A 16,699-nucleotide genomic window follows, 5' to 3' on the forward strand; every position below is an offset into this window, starting at 1 on the left:
GGGCGGAGAACAGGGCCGGAATCGACACGGGATCCGACGGCTTGGCCAAGATCGCGCGGTTGCTCCAGGCATCCAGGTGTGCGTGCTCAGACTCGTTGAGGAGGTCGATGGACAACAGCCGCCGGGTTGGATTGGTCACGCCTGGTCCCCCAGATCGGTCGTCATGGCCACCAACGCCCGCTGGAAGCGCTCGATCAATGATTCGATGCCGGCCGCATCGAACACATGGCTGTCGTATTCGACGCGAAGGATCAATTCGCGTTCGGATCGGGCCTGCATCGTCAGCGGGTAATGGGTGGATTCGGTGCCGGTGAAGTCGGTAATGGCCAATCCGTTGTCGTTGAACAGCGCTGTGGTGTCGATCGGGTAGTTCTCGAACACGAACAGCGTGTCGAACAACTGGTCGTGCCCGGTGATGCGGTGAATCTCGTTGAGCGCCAGATGTTGATGGTCGAGGGTGCGGTTATGGGCACTTTGGAGCTGGTCGAGCAGGTCGGCGATGGTGGTCGCCGGGGTGATGGTGGCCCGCACCGGGACCGTGTTGATCATCAACCCCACAATGGATTCCGCATCGGTCACCTCGGTGGGCCGTCCCGAGACCGCGGCGCCGAAGACGACGTCACGCCGGCCGGTCATCGACATCAACACCTGCGCCCAGGCGCCCTGAAGCACCGTGTTCACGGTGGTGTGGCAGGACCGGGCCAGCTCGTTCACGGCCCGGGTGGTGTCCTCGGGCACCCGAGCCGAGGCGACGCCTCGGGGTCCCAGTTTCGACTGGCCCGGCGGTCCGACCAGGGTGGGGATGTCGAAGCCTGCCAGCACGTCACGCCAGGCCGCACGGGCGGCGGCCAGGTCCCGCTCGGCGAGCCAGGTGACGAACCGGCGATACGACCCGGCCGCCGGCAGTCGCTGGCCGTGATAACAGGCGAAGATCTCTTGCAGCAGGATCGGCAATGACCAGCCGTCGAGCACGATGTGGTGATTGGTCAGGATGACCCGGTACCGTTCGGGCGCGGTGCGGATCAGAGCGACCCGAAAAGCCGGCGAGCCCTTCAGGTCGCAGACCGCGGCGCGCTCGGCGGCGGATATTTGTCGGACCTGCTCATCGACATCGCCCTCGAATTCGAGGAACTGCCAAGCGGTTTGGGGCTCGGCGGGGATGACTTGTACCGGTTGGTCGAATTGACTGCAGAATCGGGCGGCCAGGTGGGGGTGGCGGGCGATGACGGCGTTTACCGCGTCATGCAGGCGATCGGGGTGGAGCGGGCCGGCGACGGCGATGTCGAGTTGCATTGCGTACAGGTCGTTGTCGCTGTTCTGCCGGGCGGAGTGGAACAGCAGGCCCTGCTGGAGAGGGGTGAGCGGAAGGATGTCGGCGATCCCGTAATGCTGCTGGAGTTCGTCGATCTGCTTCTGGGTGAGCTGGGCGGGGAAGATGTCGGAGGGGGTCAGGCCGCCGCCACCCCGTTGGACATGGGCACAGATGCCGGCCAGCGCGTCGAACCACAGCTGGCTGAGCCGGGTGACCTGGCTGTGTTCGAGCACCGAAGGAGCCCAGGTCCAGTCGGCGTGCAGGTGCGAGCCTGTGGCGGTGTCGACTGCGCTGGCGTTCAGTTCGAGTGCGTGTGCCAGCGGCATGGGCACCGCCGCGGCGGAGGTGGAGACCGCGACACCGTCTCGGCTGATCCGCCACAGCTCGCCGGGGGACTCGCCCGCGCCCAGCCGCCCGAAGTAGTTGAACCCGATCGTCGGGTCGGGCCCGGGGAGCGCAACGTCTGGGTTGAGATAACGCAGCAGACCGTAGGTTAGGGCGCCGGGTAGGGCGCGAAGTTGTTCCTTGGCGCGCTTGACGATTGGCCCGACTACTGCGTCACCGGCCACCAGCTGCGCCCAGCGCAGCCCGTCGACTGCCAGCGACACCGGGTACTTGGTGGTGAACCAGCCCACGGTGCGGGACAGGTCGACATCCGGGGCGAGGTCCTCATAGCGGCCGTGTCCCTCGACGTCGATCCCGACGTTTGCGGCACGCTCCGGGCCCGAGAACTCGGCCCACGCCAACCCGAAGGCGATCAACAGGATGTCTTGGATGCCGGCGTGAAAGGCCGCGGGTACCTCGCCGAGCAGCAGGCGGGTGGTCTCGCCGTCCAGCGAAACCGTCAGATGCCCGGCGCTCGCGTACGTGTCGATCCCGGGTTCTGGTGGCGCCAGGGCGGCCGGCGTCGTCGCCACTCGCTGCCAGGTGTCGGCCTGGTCGACCACGGCGGGCCGGCGGGCGTGTTCGGCGAGCAGCGATGCCCACCGCTGGAACGAGGTTCCGCCTGCGGGCAGGGCGATCGGCTGGCCGCCGGCGTGTTGAGCCCACGCGATGTTGATGTCCTCCAAGAGGATTCGCCAGGACACCGCGTCGACGGCCAGGTGGTGGATGATCAGCGCCAGCTGGCCCGCGTCGGCCGCCCACAGCGCGCTGAGCATCGCCCCGCCGGCGGGGCTCAGTCGCGACCGGGCGTCCGCCACCGCATCCTCGGTCAGCGCGTCGACGTCGTACAGGCAGCCGTCGGCGTCTACCGCACCGGCCTCGCGCGCGGTCAGTGTCCATTCGCCGGCGTCGCCATCGGCGACGTGTAGCCGCAGCATGGCGTGGTGGTCCAGCAGGGCCTGCAGGACCACCACCACGTCGGCCCGGGTGACCCCGGGCGGCGCCTGTATCACCATGGTTTGGTTGAACTGATCGACGGGGCCGTCGATGTCGTGCAGCCAGTGCATGATCGGGGTGGCCGGGACGGGTCCGACGCCCCCATCCCCGGCGGCCTCCCGGCCCTCGGTGACCTGGGCGACGCGGGCCAGCCGGGCAACGGTCTGTTCGACGAAGATGTCGCGCGGGCGGCACACGAGTCCGGCGGCGCGGGCGCGGGCGACCACTTGCATCGACGAAATGCTGTCGCCGCCGAGGTCGAAGAAGGAGTCGTCGATCCCCACCCGTTCGAGTCCCAGGACTTGGGCGTAGATGCCCGCGAGGATTTCCTCGACGGCGTCGGTCGGGGGGCGGTAGTGGTCGACATTCGCGTAGTCGGGTGCCGGAAGGGCGCGGGTGTCGAGCTTCTTGTTCGCCGTCAGGGGCAGCGCGTCCAGTGCGAGAACGGCAGCGGGCACCATGTACCCGGGCAGTCGCTCGGCCAGGGCGGTGCGCGCGGCGACCGGGTCGGCAGTGCCGGTGATATAGCCGACCAGTCGCTTGTCGCCGGGATGATCTTCGCGGGCGATGACGGCGGCGTGGTCGACGCCGTCGAGAGCGGCCAGGGCCAGCTGGATTTCGTTGAGTTCGACGCGGTAACCGCGGATCTTGACCTGTTCGTCGGCGCGTCCGAGGTAGTGCAGTTGCCCGTCGCGGCCCCAGCGCACCAGGTCCCCGGTGCGATACATGCGCGCCCCGGGGCCGCCGAACGGGCAGGCCACGAATCGGGCCGCGGTGAGCCCCGTCCGGCGCAGATAACCGACGCCGACGCCGCGGCCGGCGATGTACAGCTCACCGACCACCCCCAGCGGCACCTGACGCAACGACCCGTCCAGGACGAACAACGCGGCCCCGGGCACCGGGGCCCCGATGGGCACCGTCTGCGATCCGGCGGTCAACGGCGCACTGATCGCGACACACATCGTCGTCTCGGTCGGGCCGTAGGCGTTGATCATCACTCGCCCGGGCGCCCATTCGTCGACCACTTCGGGGGCGCAAGCCTCGCCGACCACCACCAGCGCCGTCGATTCCAAGCCCTCGGGCGACAACACGCCTGCCGCAGAGGGGGTTTGGGTGAGCACGTCGACGTGCTCACTGACCAGCGCGTCGTGGAAGTCGGCCGGTGACGTGGTCACGTCTTCGTTCACCACCACCACCTGCCCACCACGCAAGAGGGCACCGAAGATCTCCCACACCGAGACGTCGAAGGCCAGGGAATGGCACTGCGGCCAAACGCCCGTCGCCGGCAGGCCGGCGTCCAGGGACGACAGTAGCTGCGTGACGTTGTGGTGGGTGATGGCAACACCTTTCGGCACGCCGGTGGTCCCGGAGGTGTAGATGAGATACGCGATGTCGTCGGGGGCGGGCGCAGGCAGTGGTGTGCTCGGGTGGGTGCCCAGGGTTACGTCGTTCATGTCGAGCACGGTCAACCGGTGCCCATTCAGCCGCGACCGCAGGCCGGCGTTCGTGATCGCGGCGATCGGCACGGCATCGGCGAGCATGAATTCGACCCGGGTCTCCGGTAGCGCCGGGTCGATCGGCAGATAAGCCGCCCCGGTCTTGAGCACCGCCAAGATCGCGATGATGGCCTCGGACGAGCGGGAGAAGAGCAGCGCCACGCTCTCACCGGGACCTGCGCCATGCTCGGTCAGCGAGTGCGCCAACCGGTTTGACGCGGCATCCAGTTCGCGGTAAGTGCAGCGGTGCTCCCCGTCGGTGATCGCCACCGCGTCGGGGTTGCGCGCCACGTGGCGGGCGAACAGCGCCGGTATGGAGATCGGCTCGGGCGCGGGCCGGGTCAGGATTGCCCGGTTACCCGCCCTATCCAGGCGGGCGTGCTCGTCAGCGTCCAACACATCGATGGACGACAACCGGGCCTGCGGATCGGCGGTCATCGCCAGCAGGATCCGCTGGAACCGGTCGACAAAGCTGGTGACGCTGTCGGGGTCGAACACGTCTGTGCGGAACTCGACCGCGCCTCGGATGCCGTCGGGCGCATTGGCATCGGTCCAGTGTTCGGACAACGAGAAGGTCAGGTCCATGCGGGCACTGTGGGTGCCCAACGGCAGCTCGCTAACCCGCAAATCCCCCAACACCGGCCCGGCGGCGGGGTCGCCGGGCCGCCCGGGCAGGTTCTGCCACGCCAGCGCCACCTGAACCAGCGGATGATGGCTCAGCGACCGGGTGGGGTTGAGCCGCTCGACGAGCACCTCGAACGGCACGTCTTGATGCTCGAAGGCCAGCAGGCTGCGCCGACGGACCTGGGCCAGCAAGTCGGCAGCGGTTGGGTCCCCGGTCAGGTCGACCCGCAGCACCAAGGTGTTGACGAAGAAACCCACCAGGTCATCGAGCGCGGGATCGGCACGTCCGGCGATCGGGAAGCCGACAGCCACATCGGAACTCGAGCCGAGCCGCGACAGCAGCACCGCCAGGGCGGTCTGAACCACCATGAAACTCGTCGCGTTGAAATCGCGGGCCACCTCGCGTATGCGGCGCTGCAACTCGGCCGGCCAGTTCACGATCACTTTGGCGCCACGCTGATCCGCCACCGAGGGATAGGGCCGATCCGTCGGCAGCTCCAGGCGCTCGGGCAGGTCGGCCAGGGCGTCTTCCCAATACTCGAGCTGGGCGGCGATCCGGCTGTTGCTGTCGTCGAGGGCACCGAACCGCGCCCGCTGCCAGAGCGTGTAATCCACGTATTGCAAGGACAATTCGGGCCAGTCGGGCGCCTGACCGCCGCATCGGCTCGCATAAGCCTGGCCGATATCGCGGATCATCGGCGTCAGTGACCACCCGTCAAAGGCGATGTGGTGTACCACGCATACCAACACGTGCTCCTCGTCGGCCACCCGGAAAAGCTTTGCCCGCAGCGGGATCTCGGTTTCCAAAACAAAGGGATGACGCGCCGCCTCGTCGATCGCCTCGTCAAGCCGCGCCGACGGCCATCCGGTGGCATCGATGACCTGCCAACCGAAATCCGCCCGCTCGGCGGAGATGACGAGTTGCTGGGGTATGCCATCCGGTGCGGGAAACACCGTGCGCAGGCTTTCGTGCCGGGCCACCACGTCGGCCAGCGATGCGCCGAGCGCTTCGGTGTCGAGCACGCCGCGCAGGTCAAGCGCCACCGGAATGTTGTAAACCGCGGAAGACCCCTGCAACTGGTCGAGAACCCACAGCCGGTTCTGGGTGAACGAGAGCGGGATCATCGCCGGGCGCTGGCACGCCACCAACGGCTCACGGGGAGCGGCCTCGCCGTCGAGGGATGACGCCAGCTGCGCAACCGTGGGCGCGTCGAACAATTTGTGCACGGCGAGATCCGCGTCCAGCCCGGCGTTGATGGCGGCAATCAGGCGCATCGCCGACAGCGAGTCCCCGCCCAGGTCGAAGAACGAGTCATCGGCGCCGACCCGTTCGACGCCCAGCACCCGGGCATAGATGCCGGCCAGGATCTCCTCGGCGGCCGAGGCCGGGGCCCGGTAGTGCCCGGGGGTGTAGTCGGGTGGGGGTAGGGCCCGGGCGTCGAGCTTGCCGTTGACCGTCAGCGGCAACGCATCCAACGCCACGATCGCCGCGGGAACCATGTGACCGGGCAGCCGCTCGGCCAAGGTGGCGCGCGTCGCAACGGGATCCACGGTCCCGGGGGCGGTTTCGACGATGTACCCGACCAGGCGCTTGTCGCCGGGGCGGTCTTCGCGGGCGATGACCGCAGCCTGTTCGACGCCGTCGAGTTCGGCAAGCGCGGCCTGGATTTCACCGAGTTCGACTCGGTAGCCGCGGATCTTGACCTGTTCGTCGGCGCGACCCAGGTAACGCAGTTGCCCATCGGGAGCCCAGCGCACCAGGTCACCGCTGCGATACATTCGTGCGCCGGGCCCGCCGTAGGGGCAGGGCACGAACCGTGCGGCGGTGAGCCCGGGCCGGCCGACATAGCCGACGCCGACGCCGCGTCCGGCCACGTAGAGTTCGCCGACCACTCCGGGTGGCACCGGGTGTAGCCATTCGTCGAGGACGAACAATGCCGCTGTGGATACCGGCGCCCCGATGGGAACCGGCCCCGAACCCGCCGCCAAGGGGGCGGTGAGCGTTGCGTAGACGGTGGTTTCGGTGGGGCCGTAGGCGTTGATCACCACCCGCCCGGGGGACCACCGGTCAACGAGCTCCGGCGGGCACGCCTCGCCGCCCAGCACCAACGCCACCGACTCCAGCCCTTGCGGGGAGAGCGCCGCGGCCGCCGACGGCGTTTGGGTGAGCACGGTGACGTGTTCGGCGATGAGCAGGTTGTGGAAGTCTCTCGGTGACCTCGTCACCTGCTCGGGCACCACGACCAGGCGCCCGCCGCCGAGTAGCGCTGCCCAGATCTCCCACACGGAGAAGTCGAACGCGTAGGAGTGACACTGCGTCCACACCTGGTCCGCCGGCAGGTGGACCGATGCCGACTCCACCAAGTGGGCCAGGTTGCGATGGGTGATCGCAACGCCTTTGGGTGCGCCGGTGGTGCCCGAAGTGTAAATCAGGTAGGCGATATCGTCCGCAGCCGGCGTGGGAAGCGGGGAGCGGGGTTGAGCGGCCGTGCGGTCGTCGGTGATGTCGAGGACAACCGCGCCACGTTCGGCCAGCCTCGGGCGCAGCGCGGTGGTGGTGACGGCGATGATCGGCGCGGCGTCGGTCAACATGAATCCGATCCGCTCGTCGGGCAGGGCCGGATCGATCGCCAGGTACGCCGCGCCGGTCTTGAGGACCGCGAGCATGGCGACGACAGCTTCGGCGGAGCGTTCCAACAGCAGCACCACCCGCGTGCCCGGGCCGGCGCCGAGGCCGGATAGCGAGTGCGCCAGGTGATTCGACGCCTCGTCGAGGTCCCGGTAGGTCAACGACCGGCCCGCGCTACTGATGGCCACCGCCTGAGGCGAACGGGCCACCTGGCCGGCGAACAGTTGCGGGATCGACGCCTGCACCGGCGTGGGTCTCCTCAGAGCCGCCCGGTTGCCCATGTCGTCGAGGCGGTTGCGCTCGTCTGCGCCGAGCATGTCGGAGGCCGACAACGGCAGGTGCGGATCAGCAACCATCGCCGCGATGATCCGGTGCAGCCGATCGATCAGTGCGTCAATGCTTTCGGCGTCGAACAGGTGCGCGTCGTACTCGATCCGGAAGCCGAGTTCGGGTCCGGGTGTGGCCTGCATGGTCAGGGGGTAATGGTTGGCTTCGTGGCCGGTGAACTCGGTGATGACGAGCCCGTCGGCGCCCGCCAGCGTGGTTGGGGTGATCGGGTAGTTCTCGTAGACGAAGAGGGTGTCGAACAGCTGGTCGTGACCTGTGACGCGGTGAATCTCGTTGAGCGCCAAGTGTTGATGGTCCAGGGTGCGGTTGTGCGCGGCGTGGAGTTGGTCGAGTAGATCGGCGGTGCTGGTGTCCGGTGTGATGGCGGCCCGCACCGGCACGGTGTTGATCAGCAGCCCGACCATGGTGTCGGCGCCGGCCAGCTCGACCGGCCGCCCGGAAACGGCGGTGCCGAAGACGACGTCGCGCCGGCCGGTCATGCCCATCAGCAGTCGCGCCCACGCCGCCTGGAGCACGGTGTTGACGGTGGTGTGCCGGGAGCGCGCGAGCTGGTGCAACGCGGATGTGGTCGGCTCGGCCAGCCCAAACGCACGAGTGACCTTGGGACCGGACTTGGGTCGTGCCGGCGGGCCGACGAGCGTGGGGGTGTCGAAGCCCGCCAGCGTGCTGCGCCAGGCTGCTCTGGCTGCGTCGAGGTCTCGCTCGGCCAGCCAGGCGACGAACCGGCGGTAGGGGGTCGCGGGCGGCAGCTGCTGCCCCTGGTAGCCGGCGAAGATCTCCTGCAACAGTATCGGCAGCGACCAGCCGTCGAGCACGATGTGGTGAAAGGTCAACACAATTCGGTGCTCGTCCTCGGCGGTGCGGATCAACGCCACCCGGAAGGTCGACGCTTCGTCGCTGAGGTCGCAGACCGCGGCTCGTTCGGTGGCGCGGAGTCGCCCGACCAACGCATCGACATCGGAGTCGTATTCGAGGTACCGCCAGGGTATTTCGGGATCTGCCGGAATGATCTGCACCGGTTGGCCGAATCGTGGGCGGCAGCGGGCGGCCAGGTTGGGGTGGCGCTTGACGACGGTTTGCACGGCGTCGTGCAGCCGGTGGGGGTCCAGTCGACCGGCGACGGTGATGTCGAGCTGCATCGCATACAGGTCAGCCAACTCGTGAGCGGTGCCGGCGTGGAAGAGCAGCCCCTCCTGAAGGGGGGTGAGCGGCAAGATGTCGGCGATGTCGTATTGCGCTTGCAGCTCGTCGATTTGGTGCTGGGTGAGCCGGGCGGGTGCGATGTCGGAGGGGGTCAGCCCGCCGCCGCCTTGGTGGACGTGCGCGCAGATGCCGGTGAGGGCGTCAAACCAGAGCCGGCTGAGCCGACCGACCTGGGTCGCATCGAGCGCCGACGGCGCCCAGGTCCAGGTGGCGTTGAGGCATGGGCCCGTGCCGGTGTCGATGGTGGCGGCGTCGAGTTCGGCGGTGTGGGACAGGGGCACGGGTACCGCGGCGGCAGCGCCGGCGACCGCCAGGGTGTCCCGGTCGACCTGCCACTGGTCGCACGAAGCGTGGGCGGTGGCGGGGGCGCCGAGGCGTCCGAGGTAGTTGAATCCGATGGTGGGGTCGGACCCGGACAGATCGGTATCGGTGTTGAGGTACCGCAGCAACCCGTAGCCGAGGGGATGCGGTACGGCACGCAGTTGTTCCTTGACGCGCTTGACGATTGGGCCGAGCGTCGCGTCACCGGATGCGACACGCTTCCACTGTGGGCCGCCGACGGCCAGTGTCACGGGGTATTTCGTGGTGAACCAGCCAACCGTGCGCGACAGGTCGAGCTGGTCGACCAGGTCGTCGTGACGGCCGTGACCTTCGACGTCGATGCATAGGGGGGCGTCGCCGCTGCCGAGGAATTCGGCCCATGCCAGCGCGTAGGCGATCAGCAAGATCTCGTGGACGCCCGTGTGAAAGGCCGCGGGAACGTCGGTGAGCAGCCGGCGGGTGGTGTCGGTGTCCAGCGAGACCGTCAGGTGCCCGGCGCTGGCGTGGGTGTCCTCGGGGCGGGGTCGGGGCAGGCCGGCGGCGACGCTGGTGATGTCTCTCCAAGCGTCGGCCTGCTCGCCGACCGTGGGGGTATGGGCGTGTTGTTCGAGGATTTCAGCCCAGCGGCGATATGAGGTGCCGCCGGCGGGCAGGACGATGGGTTGGCCACGGCGGCGCTGTGCCCAGGCGATGTTGATGTCCTCCAAGAGGATTCGCCATGACACCGCATCGACGGCCAGGTGGTGGATGATCAGCACCAGTCGGCCGGTGGTGGACACCCACAGCGCGCTGAGCACGGTTCCGGCGGCGGGGCTCAGCCTCGACCGGGCCTGGGCGAGCGCCTCATCGCTGAACACGTCGACCGCGCGCAGGCATTCAGCGGCATCGGTCACGCCGGTCTCGGGGACGGTCAGCGCGCGCCCTTCGGTGCCGTCATTGTCGACTCGGAGCCGCAGCACGGGGTGGTGGTCGATCAAGGCTTGCAGGACGGCGAGCGCGTCGGTGGGGGTGACGCCGGGCGGAGCTTGGAGCACCATGGTTTGGTTGAATTGGTCGATGGGGCCATCGATCTCGAATAACCAGCGCATGATCGGGGTGGGCGTGATCGGCCCGATGCCCTCATCGACGACCGCGTCGTCACCGTCAGCGATGCCCGCGATGCGGGCCAACCGGGCCACGGTTTGTTCGACGAAGATGTCGCGGGGGCGACAGCTCAGCCCCGCCGCCCGGGCACGGCCGACCACCTGCATCGACAGGATGCTGTCGCCGCCGAGGTCGAAGAAGGAGTCGTCGACGCCGACGCGTTCGATGCCGAGCACCTCGGCGTAGATGGCCGTCAGGATCTCTTCGACCGGGGTGGTGGGAGCACGGTAGTGCTCTGTGGCGTAATCGGGCGCGGGCAGGGCGCGGGTGTCGAGTTTGCCGTTGACCGTGACCGGCAACTCGTCCACCGCGACGATCGCCGCGGGCACCATGAAGCCGGGCAGCCGGTCGGCCAGTGCAGCGCGTGCCTCGGCGGGATCGACGGTGCCGGTGCGGGTTTCGGTGATGTAGCCGACCAGCCGCTTGTCGCCCGGGCGGTCTTCACGGGTGATGACCGCGGCGTGCTCAACACCCTCGAGAGCGGCCAGCGCGGCCTGGATTTCGCCGAGCTCGATGCGATAGCCGCGGATTTTGACCTGCTGGTCGGCGCGGCCGAGGTAGTCGAGTTGTCCGTCGGGGGCCCACCGCACCAGATCCCCGCTGCGATACATCCGTGTTCCCGGCGGCCCGAAGGGGCAGGCCACGAACCGCGACGCGGTCAACCCGGCCCGGTTGATGTAGCCGACGCCGACGCCGCGACCTGCCACATACAATTCGCCGACGACTCCTGGGGGCACCGGGTGCAGCCACGGATCGAGCACGAACAACGCCGCCCCGGGCACCGGCAAGCCGATGGGAACCGCCGCGCGGCCGGGGGTCAGCGGGGCGCTGATGGTGGCATAGACCGTGGTTTCGGTAGGGCCGTACCCGTTGAGCATCACTCGCCCCGGGGCCCATCGGGCCACCACCTCGGGCGGGCACGCCTCCCCCGCGGCCATCAGTGTGAGCGCCTCCAACCCGCGCGGTGACAGCGCCGCGAGCGCGGAGGGGGTTTGACTGAAAACGGTGACCTGTTCGGCGATCACCAGCGCGTGCAGGTCCTCGGCGGAGCGGGTCACCTGGTCGGGCACCACCACCAGCCGCCCGCCGAACAGCAGGGCGCCCCAGATCTCCCAGACCGAGAAGTCGAACGCGTAGGAGTGGCATTGGGTCCACACCTGCTCGGGCCCCAACCTGATTCCCACCTGCAGGGCGTCGAACAGCCGGGTGACGTTGTGGTGCGTGACCGCAACGCCTTTGGGCATCCCGGTGGTGCCCGAGGTGTAGATGATGTGGGCGATATCATCGGCCGCAGGTGCCGGCAGGCCGGTGCCGGGTTGGTCATGGATGCGGGGATCGTCTACCTCGAGGACCGCCAGGTCGCACGCGCCCAAGCGGGGCCGCAGCGCGGTGGTGGTCAGCGTGACGATCGGTGCGGCGTCCTTGCGCAGGAAGGCGATCCGTTCATCGGGCACCGCGGGATCGATCGGCAGGTAGGCCGCCCCGGTCTTGAGCACCGCCACAATCGCGACGATGGCCTCGGCCGAGCGGGTGAACAGCAGCGCTACATTCTCACCCCGACCGGCGCCGTAGTCGACCAGCAGGTGAGCCAACCGGTTTGAGGCCTCGTCGAGTTCGCGGTAGGTCCAGGAGCGCACCCCGCAGCGCAGCGCCACCGCCTCGGGCGCGCGCGCGACCTGTTCGGCGAACAACGCCGGGATCGATACCGCCTCCGCCGGCCGGACCAGCACCGCGCGGTGGCCCAGCACATCAAGTCGCGCAGCTTCATCGGGGTCGAGCACATCGATCGACGACAGCGCCGCCTGCGGGTCGGCGGTCATGGCTGCCAGCACCCGCTGCAGCCGACCGACCAAGGCGATGACGGTGCCGGGTTCGAAGACGTCGGTGCGGAACTCCACCGCCCCCGAAATCCCCGCCGGCTCACCGGCACCGGTGAAGCGCTCGGCCAGATTGAACGTCAGGTCCATGCGGGCGGTGTGGGTGGCGATCGGCACCGGCACGACCTCCAGATCGCCCAACACCAAACCGGGCTCCGGGTCACCGGCGCTTCCCGGCAGGTTCTGCCAGGCCAACATCACCTGCACCAACGGATGATGGGACAGCGAACGCGCCGGATTCAGCCGCTCAACGAGCACCTCAAACGGCACATCTCTATGCTCAAGGGCGGCAAGCCCTTTCCGCCGGACCTGGCCCAGCAGTTCGGCCACCGTGGGGTCGCCGGTCAGGTCCACCCGCAGTGCCAGGGTGTTGACGAAGAACCCGACCAGATCGTCGAGCGCCGGGTCGTCGCGGCCGGCGATCGGGAAGCCAAGCGCCACGTCCGGACTCGAGCCGAGTCGCGACATCAGGACGGCCAACCCGGCCTGGATCACCATGAAACTGGTGGCATTGCATTCGCGGGCGACAGCGCGCACCCGCTGCTGCAACTCCGCCGGCCAATCGACTGCCACAGTGGCCCCGCGCTGATCGGCCACCGGGGGATATGGTCGATCGGTGGGCAACTCCAGGCGCTCGGGCATCCCGGCCAGCGCATCCTGCCAATACGCCAGCTGCGCGGCGATCGGGCTATCGCCATCGTCAAGATCGCCGAAGCGGGCCCGCTGCCACAACGTGTAATCCACATACTGCACCGGCAGCTCCACCCAATCCGGAGCCAGGTTCCGCTGCCGCGCCTCGTACGCCGCGGTGATGTCCCGCACCATCGGAGCCAGTGAAAGTCCATCAAAGGCGATGTGGTGCACCACGATTCCCACCACGCACCGCTCTGGTCCGATCGAATAGATCTGCGCACGGATCGGGATGTCGGTCGACAGATCGAATCGGTACCCGGCGAGCGACATCAATTCGCCGGCCACGTCCTGCTCGGCCAACGGCACCGTCGCCGCGTCCGAGTGTTGCCACATCCCGCGCCGGGGCGGCAGCACCCGTTGGAAGGGCACGCCGTCGAGGTCGGGGAAAACGGTGCGTAGGGATTCGTGCCGGGCAACGACATCGTCGAGGGCCGCACAGAGCGCCTCGAAGTTCAGTGGCCCGCCGATTCGAAAGGCGGTCGGCATGTTGTAAGTGGTTGCACCGCCCTGCAATTGCTCGAGGAACCACAGTCGCCGCTGGGCGAACGACAGCGGGACCCTGGCGGGACGCTCGCCGGCCACCAATGGCTCGCGCTTGGCGGCGTCTACGCTCAGCCGGGGTGCCAGCAGCGCCACCGTGGGCGCGTCGAACAAGGTGCGCAACGAAAGGCCGGTATCCATCGAATTATTGATCGCCGACACCAGGCGCATCGCCGACAGTGAATCCCCGCCCAGGTCGAAGAACGAGTCGTCCACCCCGACCCGCTCGGCCCCGAGCACTCGTGCGTAGATGCCAGTGAGGATCTCCTCGGTGGGGTTGGTGGGGGCCCGGTACCGATCGGCGTCGCTGTACTCGGGCGCCGGTAGGGCGCGGGTGTCGAGTTTGCCGTTGATTGTCAACGGCAACGACTGCAACACCACGATGGCCGCGGGCACCATATACCCGGGTAGCCGCCCGCCCAACGCCGCCCGCACAGCAGCGGGATCGATTGCCCCGGCTTCGGTTTCGGTGGCATAGCCGATCAACCGCTTGTCGCCGGGACGGTCCTCGCGCACGATCACCGCGGCCCGTTCGACGCCATCCAGTTCAGCCAGGGCGGCCTGAATTTCGCCGAGCTCGATGCGGTAGCCCCTGAGCTTGACCTGTTCGTCAGCGCGTCCGAGGTAGTCAAGCTGGCCGTCGCGGCGCCAGCGCACCAGATCCCCGGTGCGATACATCCGCGTCCCCGGCGGCCCGAACGGGCAAGCCACGAACCGCGACGCGCTCAACCCGGCCCGGCGCCAGTACCCCACGCCCACACCACGCCCGGCGATATACAACTCGCCGACCACATCGACGGGCACCAGACGTAACCACCCGTCGAGTACGAACAGCGCCGCTCCGGGAACCGGCGCGCCGATCGGCGGCGCGCCCGTCCCGGCCGTCAGCGGCGCGCTCCTCGACGCACACACCGTGGTCTCGGTGGGGCCGTAACCGTTGACCATGATCCGCCCGGGCGCCCAACGGTCGACGATCTCGGCCGGGCAGGCCTCACCGGCCACCAATAGCGCCACGGGCCCTAAACTTTCGGGAGACAGCTCGCCCACCGCCGACGGAGTCTGGCTCACGATGCTGACCTGTTCGGTGAGCAGCAGGTTGTGCAGGCCTTCCGGTGAGCAAGCGAGCGACTCGGGCACCACCACCAGCCGGCCGCCGAACAACAACGCGCTCCAGATCTCCTCCACCGATGCGTCGAAGGCCAACGAATGCCACTGCGCCCACACCTGCCCCGGCTTGTTAAGCGATGCCAGCAGCTGGGTGACGTTGTGGTGCGTAACCGCAACACCTTTCGGCGCGCCGGTGGTGCCCGACGTATAGATGATGTACGCGATGTCATCGGGTGAGGGCAACGGCAACGCGGTGCCGGGTCGGGCGTCGACGGCGGGGTCGGCGATATCGATGACCACCTGGTTGCCCGGGTCCAGCCGCGACCGCAGCTCCGCGGTGGTCACGACGGCAATCGGGGCGGCGTCGCCCAGCACGAACGCGATGCGGGAACGGGGATGCATCGGATCGATCGGCAGATATGCGGCACCGGTCTTGAGTACGGCCAGCATCGCGACGACGGCCTCAGCGGAACGGCTGAACAGCAAAGCGACACACCCGCCCGGACCCGCGCCATGTTCGGTCAGCAGGTGCGCCAGGCGATTCGCGGCCCGATCGAGCTGCCCATAGGTCATCGACCGACCCGCGAATCTGACGGCCACCGCCTCGGGTGCGCGCTCTGCCTGAGCGGCGAATGACTCCGGAATCGAAATCCGTTGGCCGGATGCCCGGCTGAGCACCGCACGATTGCCCCACTCGTCGCATCGGCGGTACTCGTCAACGCTGAACGGATCGACCGACGAGAGCCGCCGGCCCGGATCGGCCGTCATCGCCAGCAAGACGTCTTGCAGCCGCTCCGCCAGGTCCGCGGCACCGAGGTCCGCGAATGGCCGGCCGGTGCCCTCCGTGCCGAACAGAAGCTCGTCGCCGGCGGCGGAGAAGAACAACCCGAAGCCGTCCGCCAGACCGGAATTGGTGAAGGACGCCGTAGTCGGCAGGCCACCGAGGTCCAAGGTGAACGCGGACGGAAGAAAGTTGACGCTCACTCTGTGGGCCCGCTGACTCCGGCCGGGGAAGCGGGTTTTGCGTTCCAGGGCTTGCACCGGAAAACGCTGGTGTTGCAGGGCTTCCCGAATTCGGAGGTCAACATGGTGACAGAATTCGGCGACGGTGGCTTCCGGCGAGACCGTCAAGACCAGCGGCACGACCCCCGAAAACACCCCTGGAAGGGTCTTCGACTCCGGATCCACCCGCCTGCTTACCGGGAAGTCGAGCACCACCTCAGCGCCTTGGGCGCACCAGCCGTGTACCAGCAGCGCGCACGCCGCGGTGATGACCGAGGAACGGGGCATGTCGCGCACTTGTGACGAATCTTGTATCCGGCGGAGAACCACCGGGTCCAGGCGAACCGGCGCGGAGGAACTACACCGGCCGCGCTCGCTCGCCTCGCGGGGCGACCAGTGATCGAATCCGCCTTCCGACGGCAGGTTCCGCGTCCAATACGCCTGATCCTCTTGGTAATCGGCCGACGTTTCGTACTCCGCCTCGCACCCGACCAAGTCTCCGAGCGAGCCGAAGAACGGAGGCGGCATGAACGCACCCGAGACAATCGCAGAGTAAAGGCTCGCGATCCGGTGGCCGATCAGCGCGATGCCCGATGCGTCCACGACGATGTGGTGGCAGCAGGTGAACCAATAGAATTCGTCGGGCCGGATCTGAAACAGCGCGAATCTGAAGAGCGGTCCCGTGAGCGGCATCGGCGTGCGCTGAATGGACGCGGCTATCTCGTAGGCCTGGTGCAGTGGACGATGCGACCCGGTCAGGTCATGGAAAATCAGGTCGAGTTTCGGATCGTCGATCGTCGCCTGGAAAACTTGGCCCTGCTCTTCGAAGAAAGCCGCCCTGACTGGTTCGGCCTCCTGTAGCGCTCGGCGTATCGCCCACTCGAAGGGTTCTCGCTGTAGCCGGCCCTCGATTCTCGCGAACAGGCCAAGCTGCCACTCGGCGGTGAAGCGGCCCGTCTCCTGCGCGAGCCAAATGTCCAACTGCCCCGGCGTCAGCGGGAGCGCCCGATCGTCACGTTCCATC

Annotated in this window: 1 protein-coding gene; it reads right to left on the reverse strand. The window is 68.2% G+C overall.

The genetic code is table 11. The features are described 5' to 3' along the window. Positions 1–135: 135 nt before the first annotated feature. The gene (locus A5678_RS25695; RefSeq protein ID WP_068048935.1) at positions 136–16,698 is read right to left on the reverse strand and encodes a non-ribosomal peptide synthetase; all 16,563 of its coding nucleotides are present in this window, start codon (positions 16,696–16,698) and stop codon (positions 136–138) included. Position 16,699: the final 1 nt, after the last annotated feature.

Source organism: Mycobacterium sp. E2733, from assembly GCF_001667585.1.
Taxonomy (GTDB): Bacteria; Actinomycetota; Actinomycetes; order Mycobacteriales; family Mycobacteriaceae; genus Mycobacterium.

Coding starts and splice junctions, on each gene's coding strand:
- A5678_RS25695 (WP_068048935.1), bottom strand. CDS start 16,698: ATGGAACGTGACGATCGGGCGCTCCCGCTGACGCCGGGGCAGTTGGAC.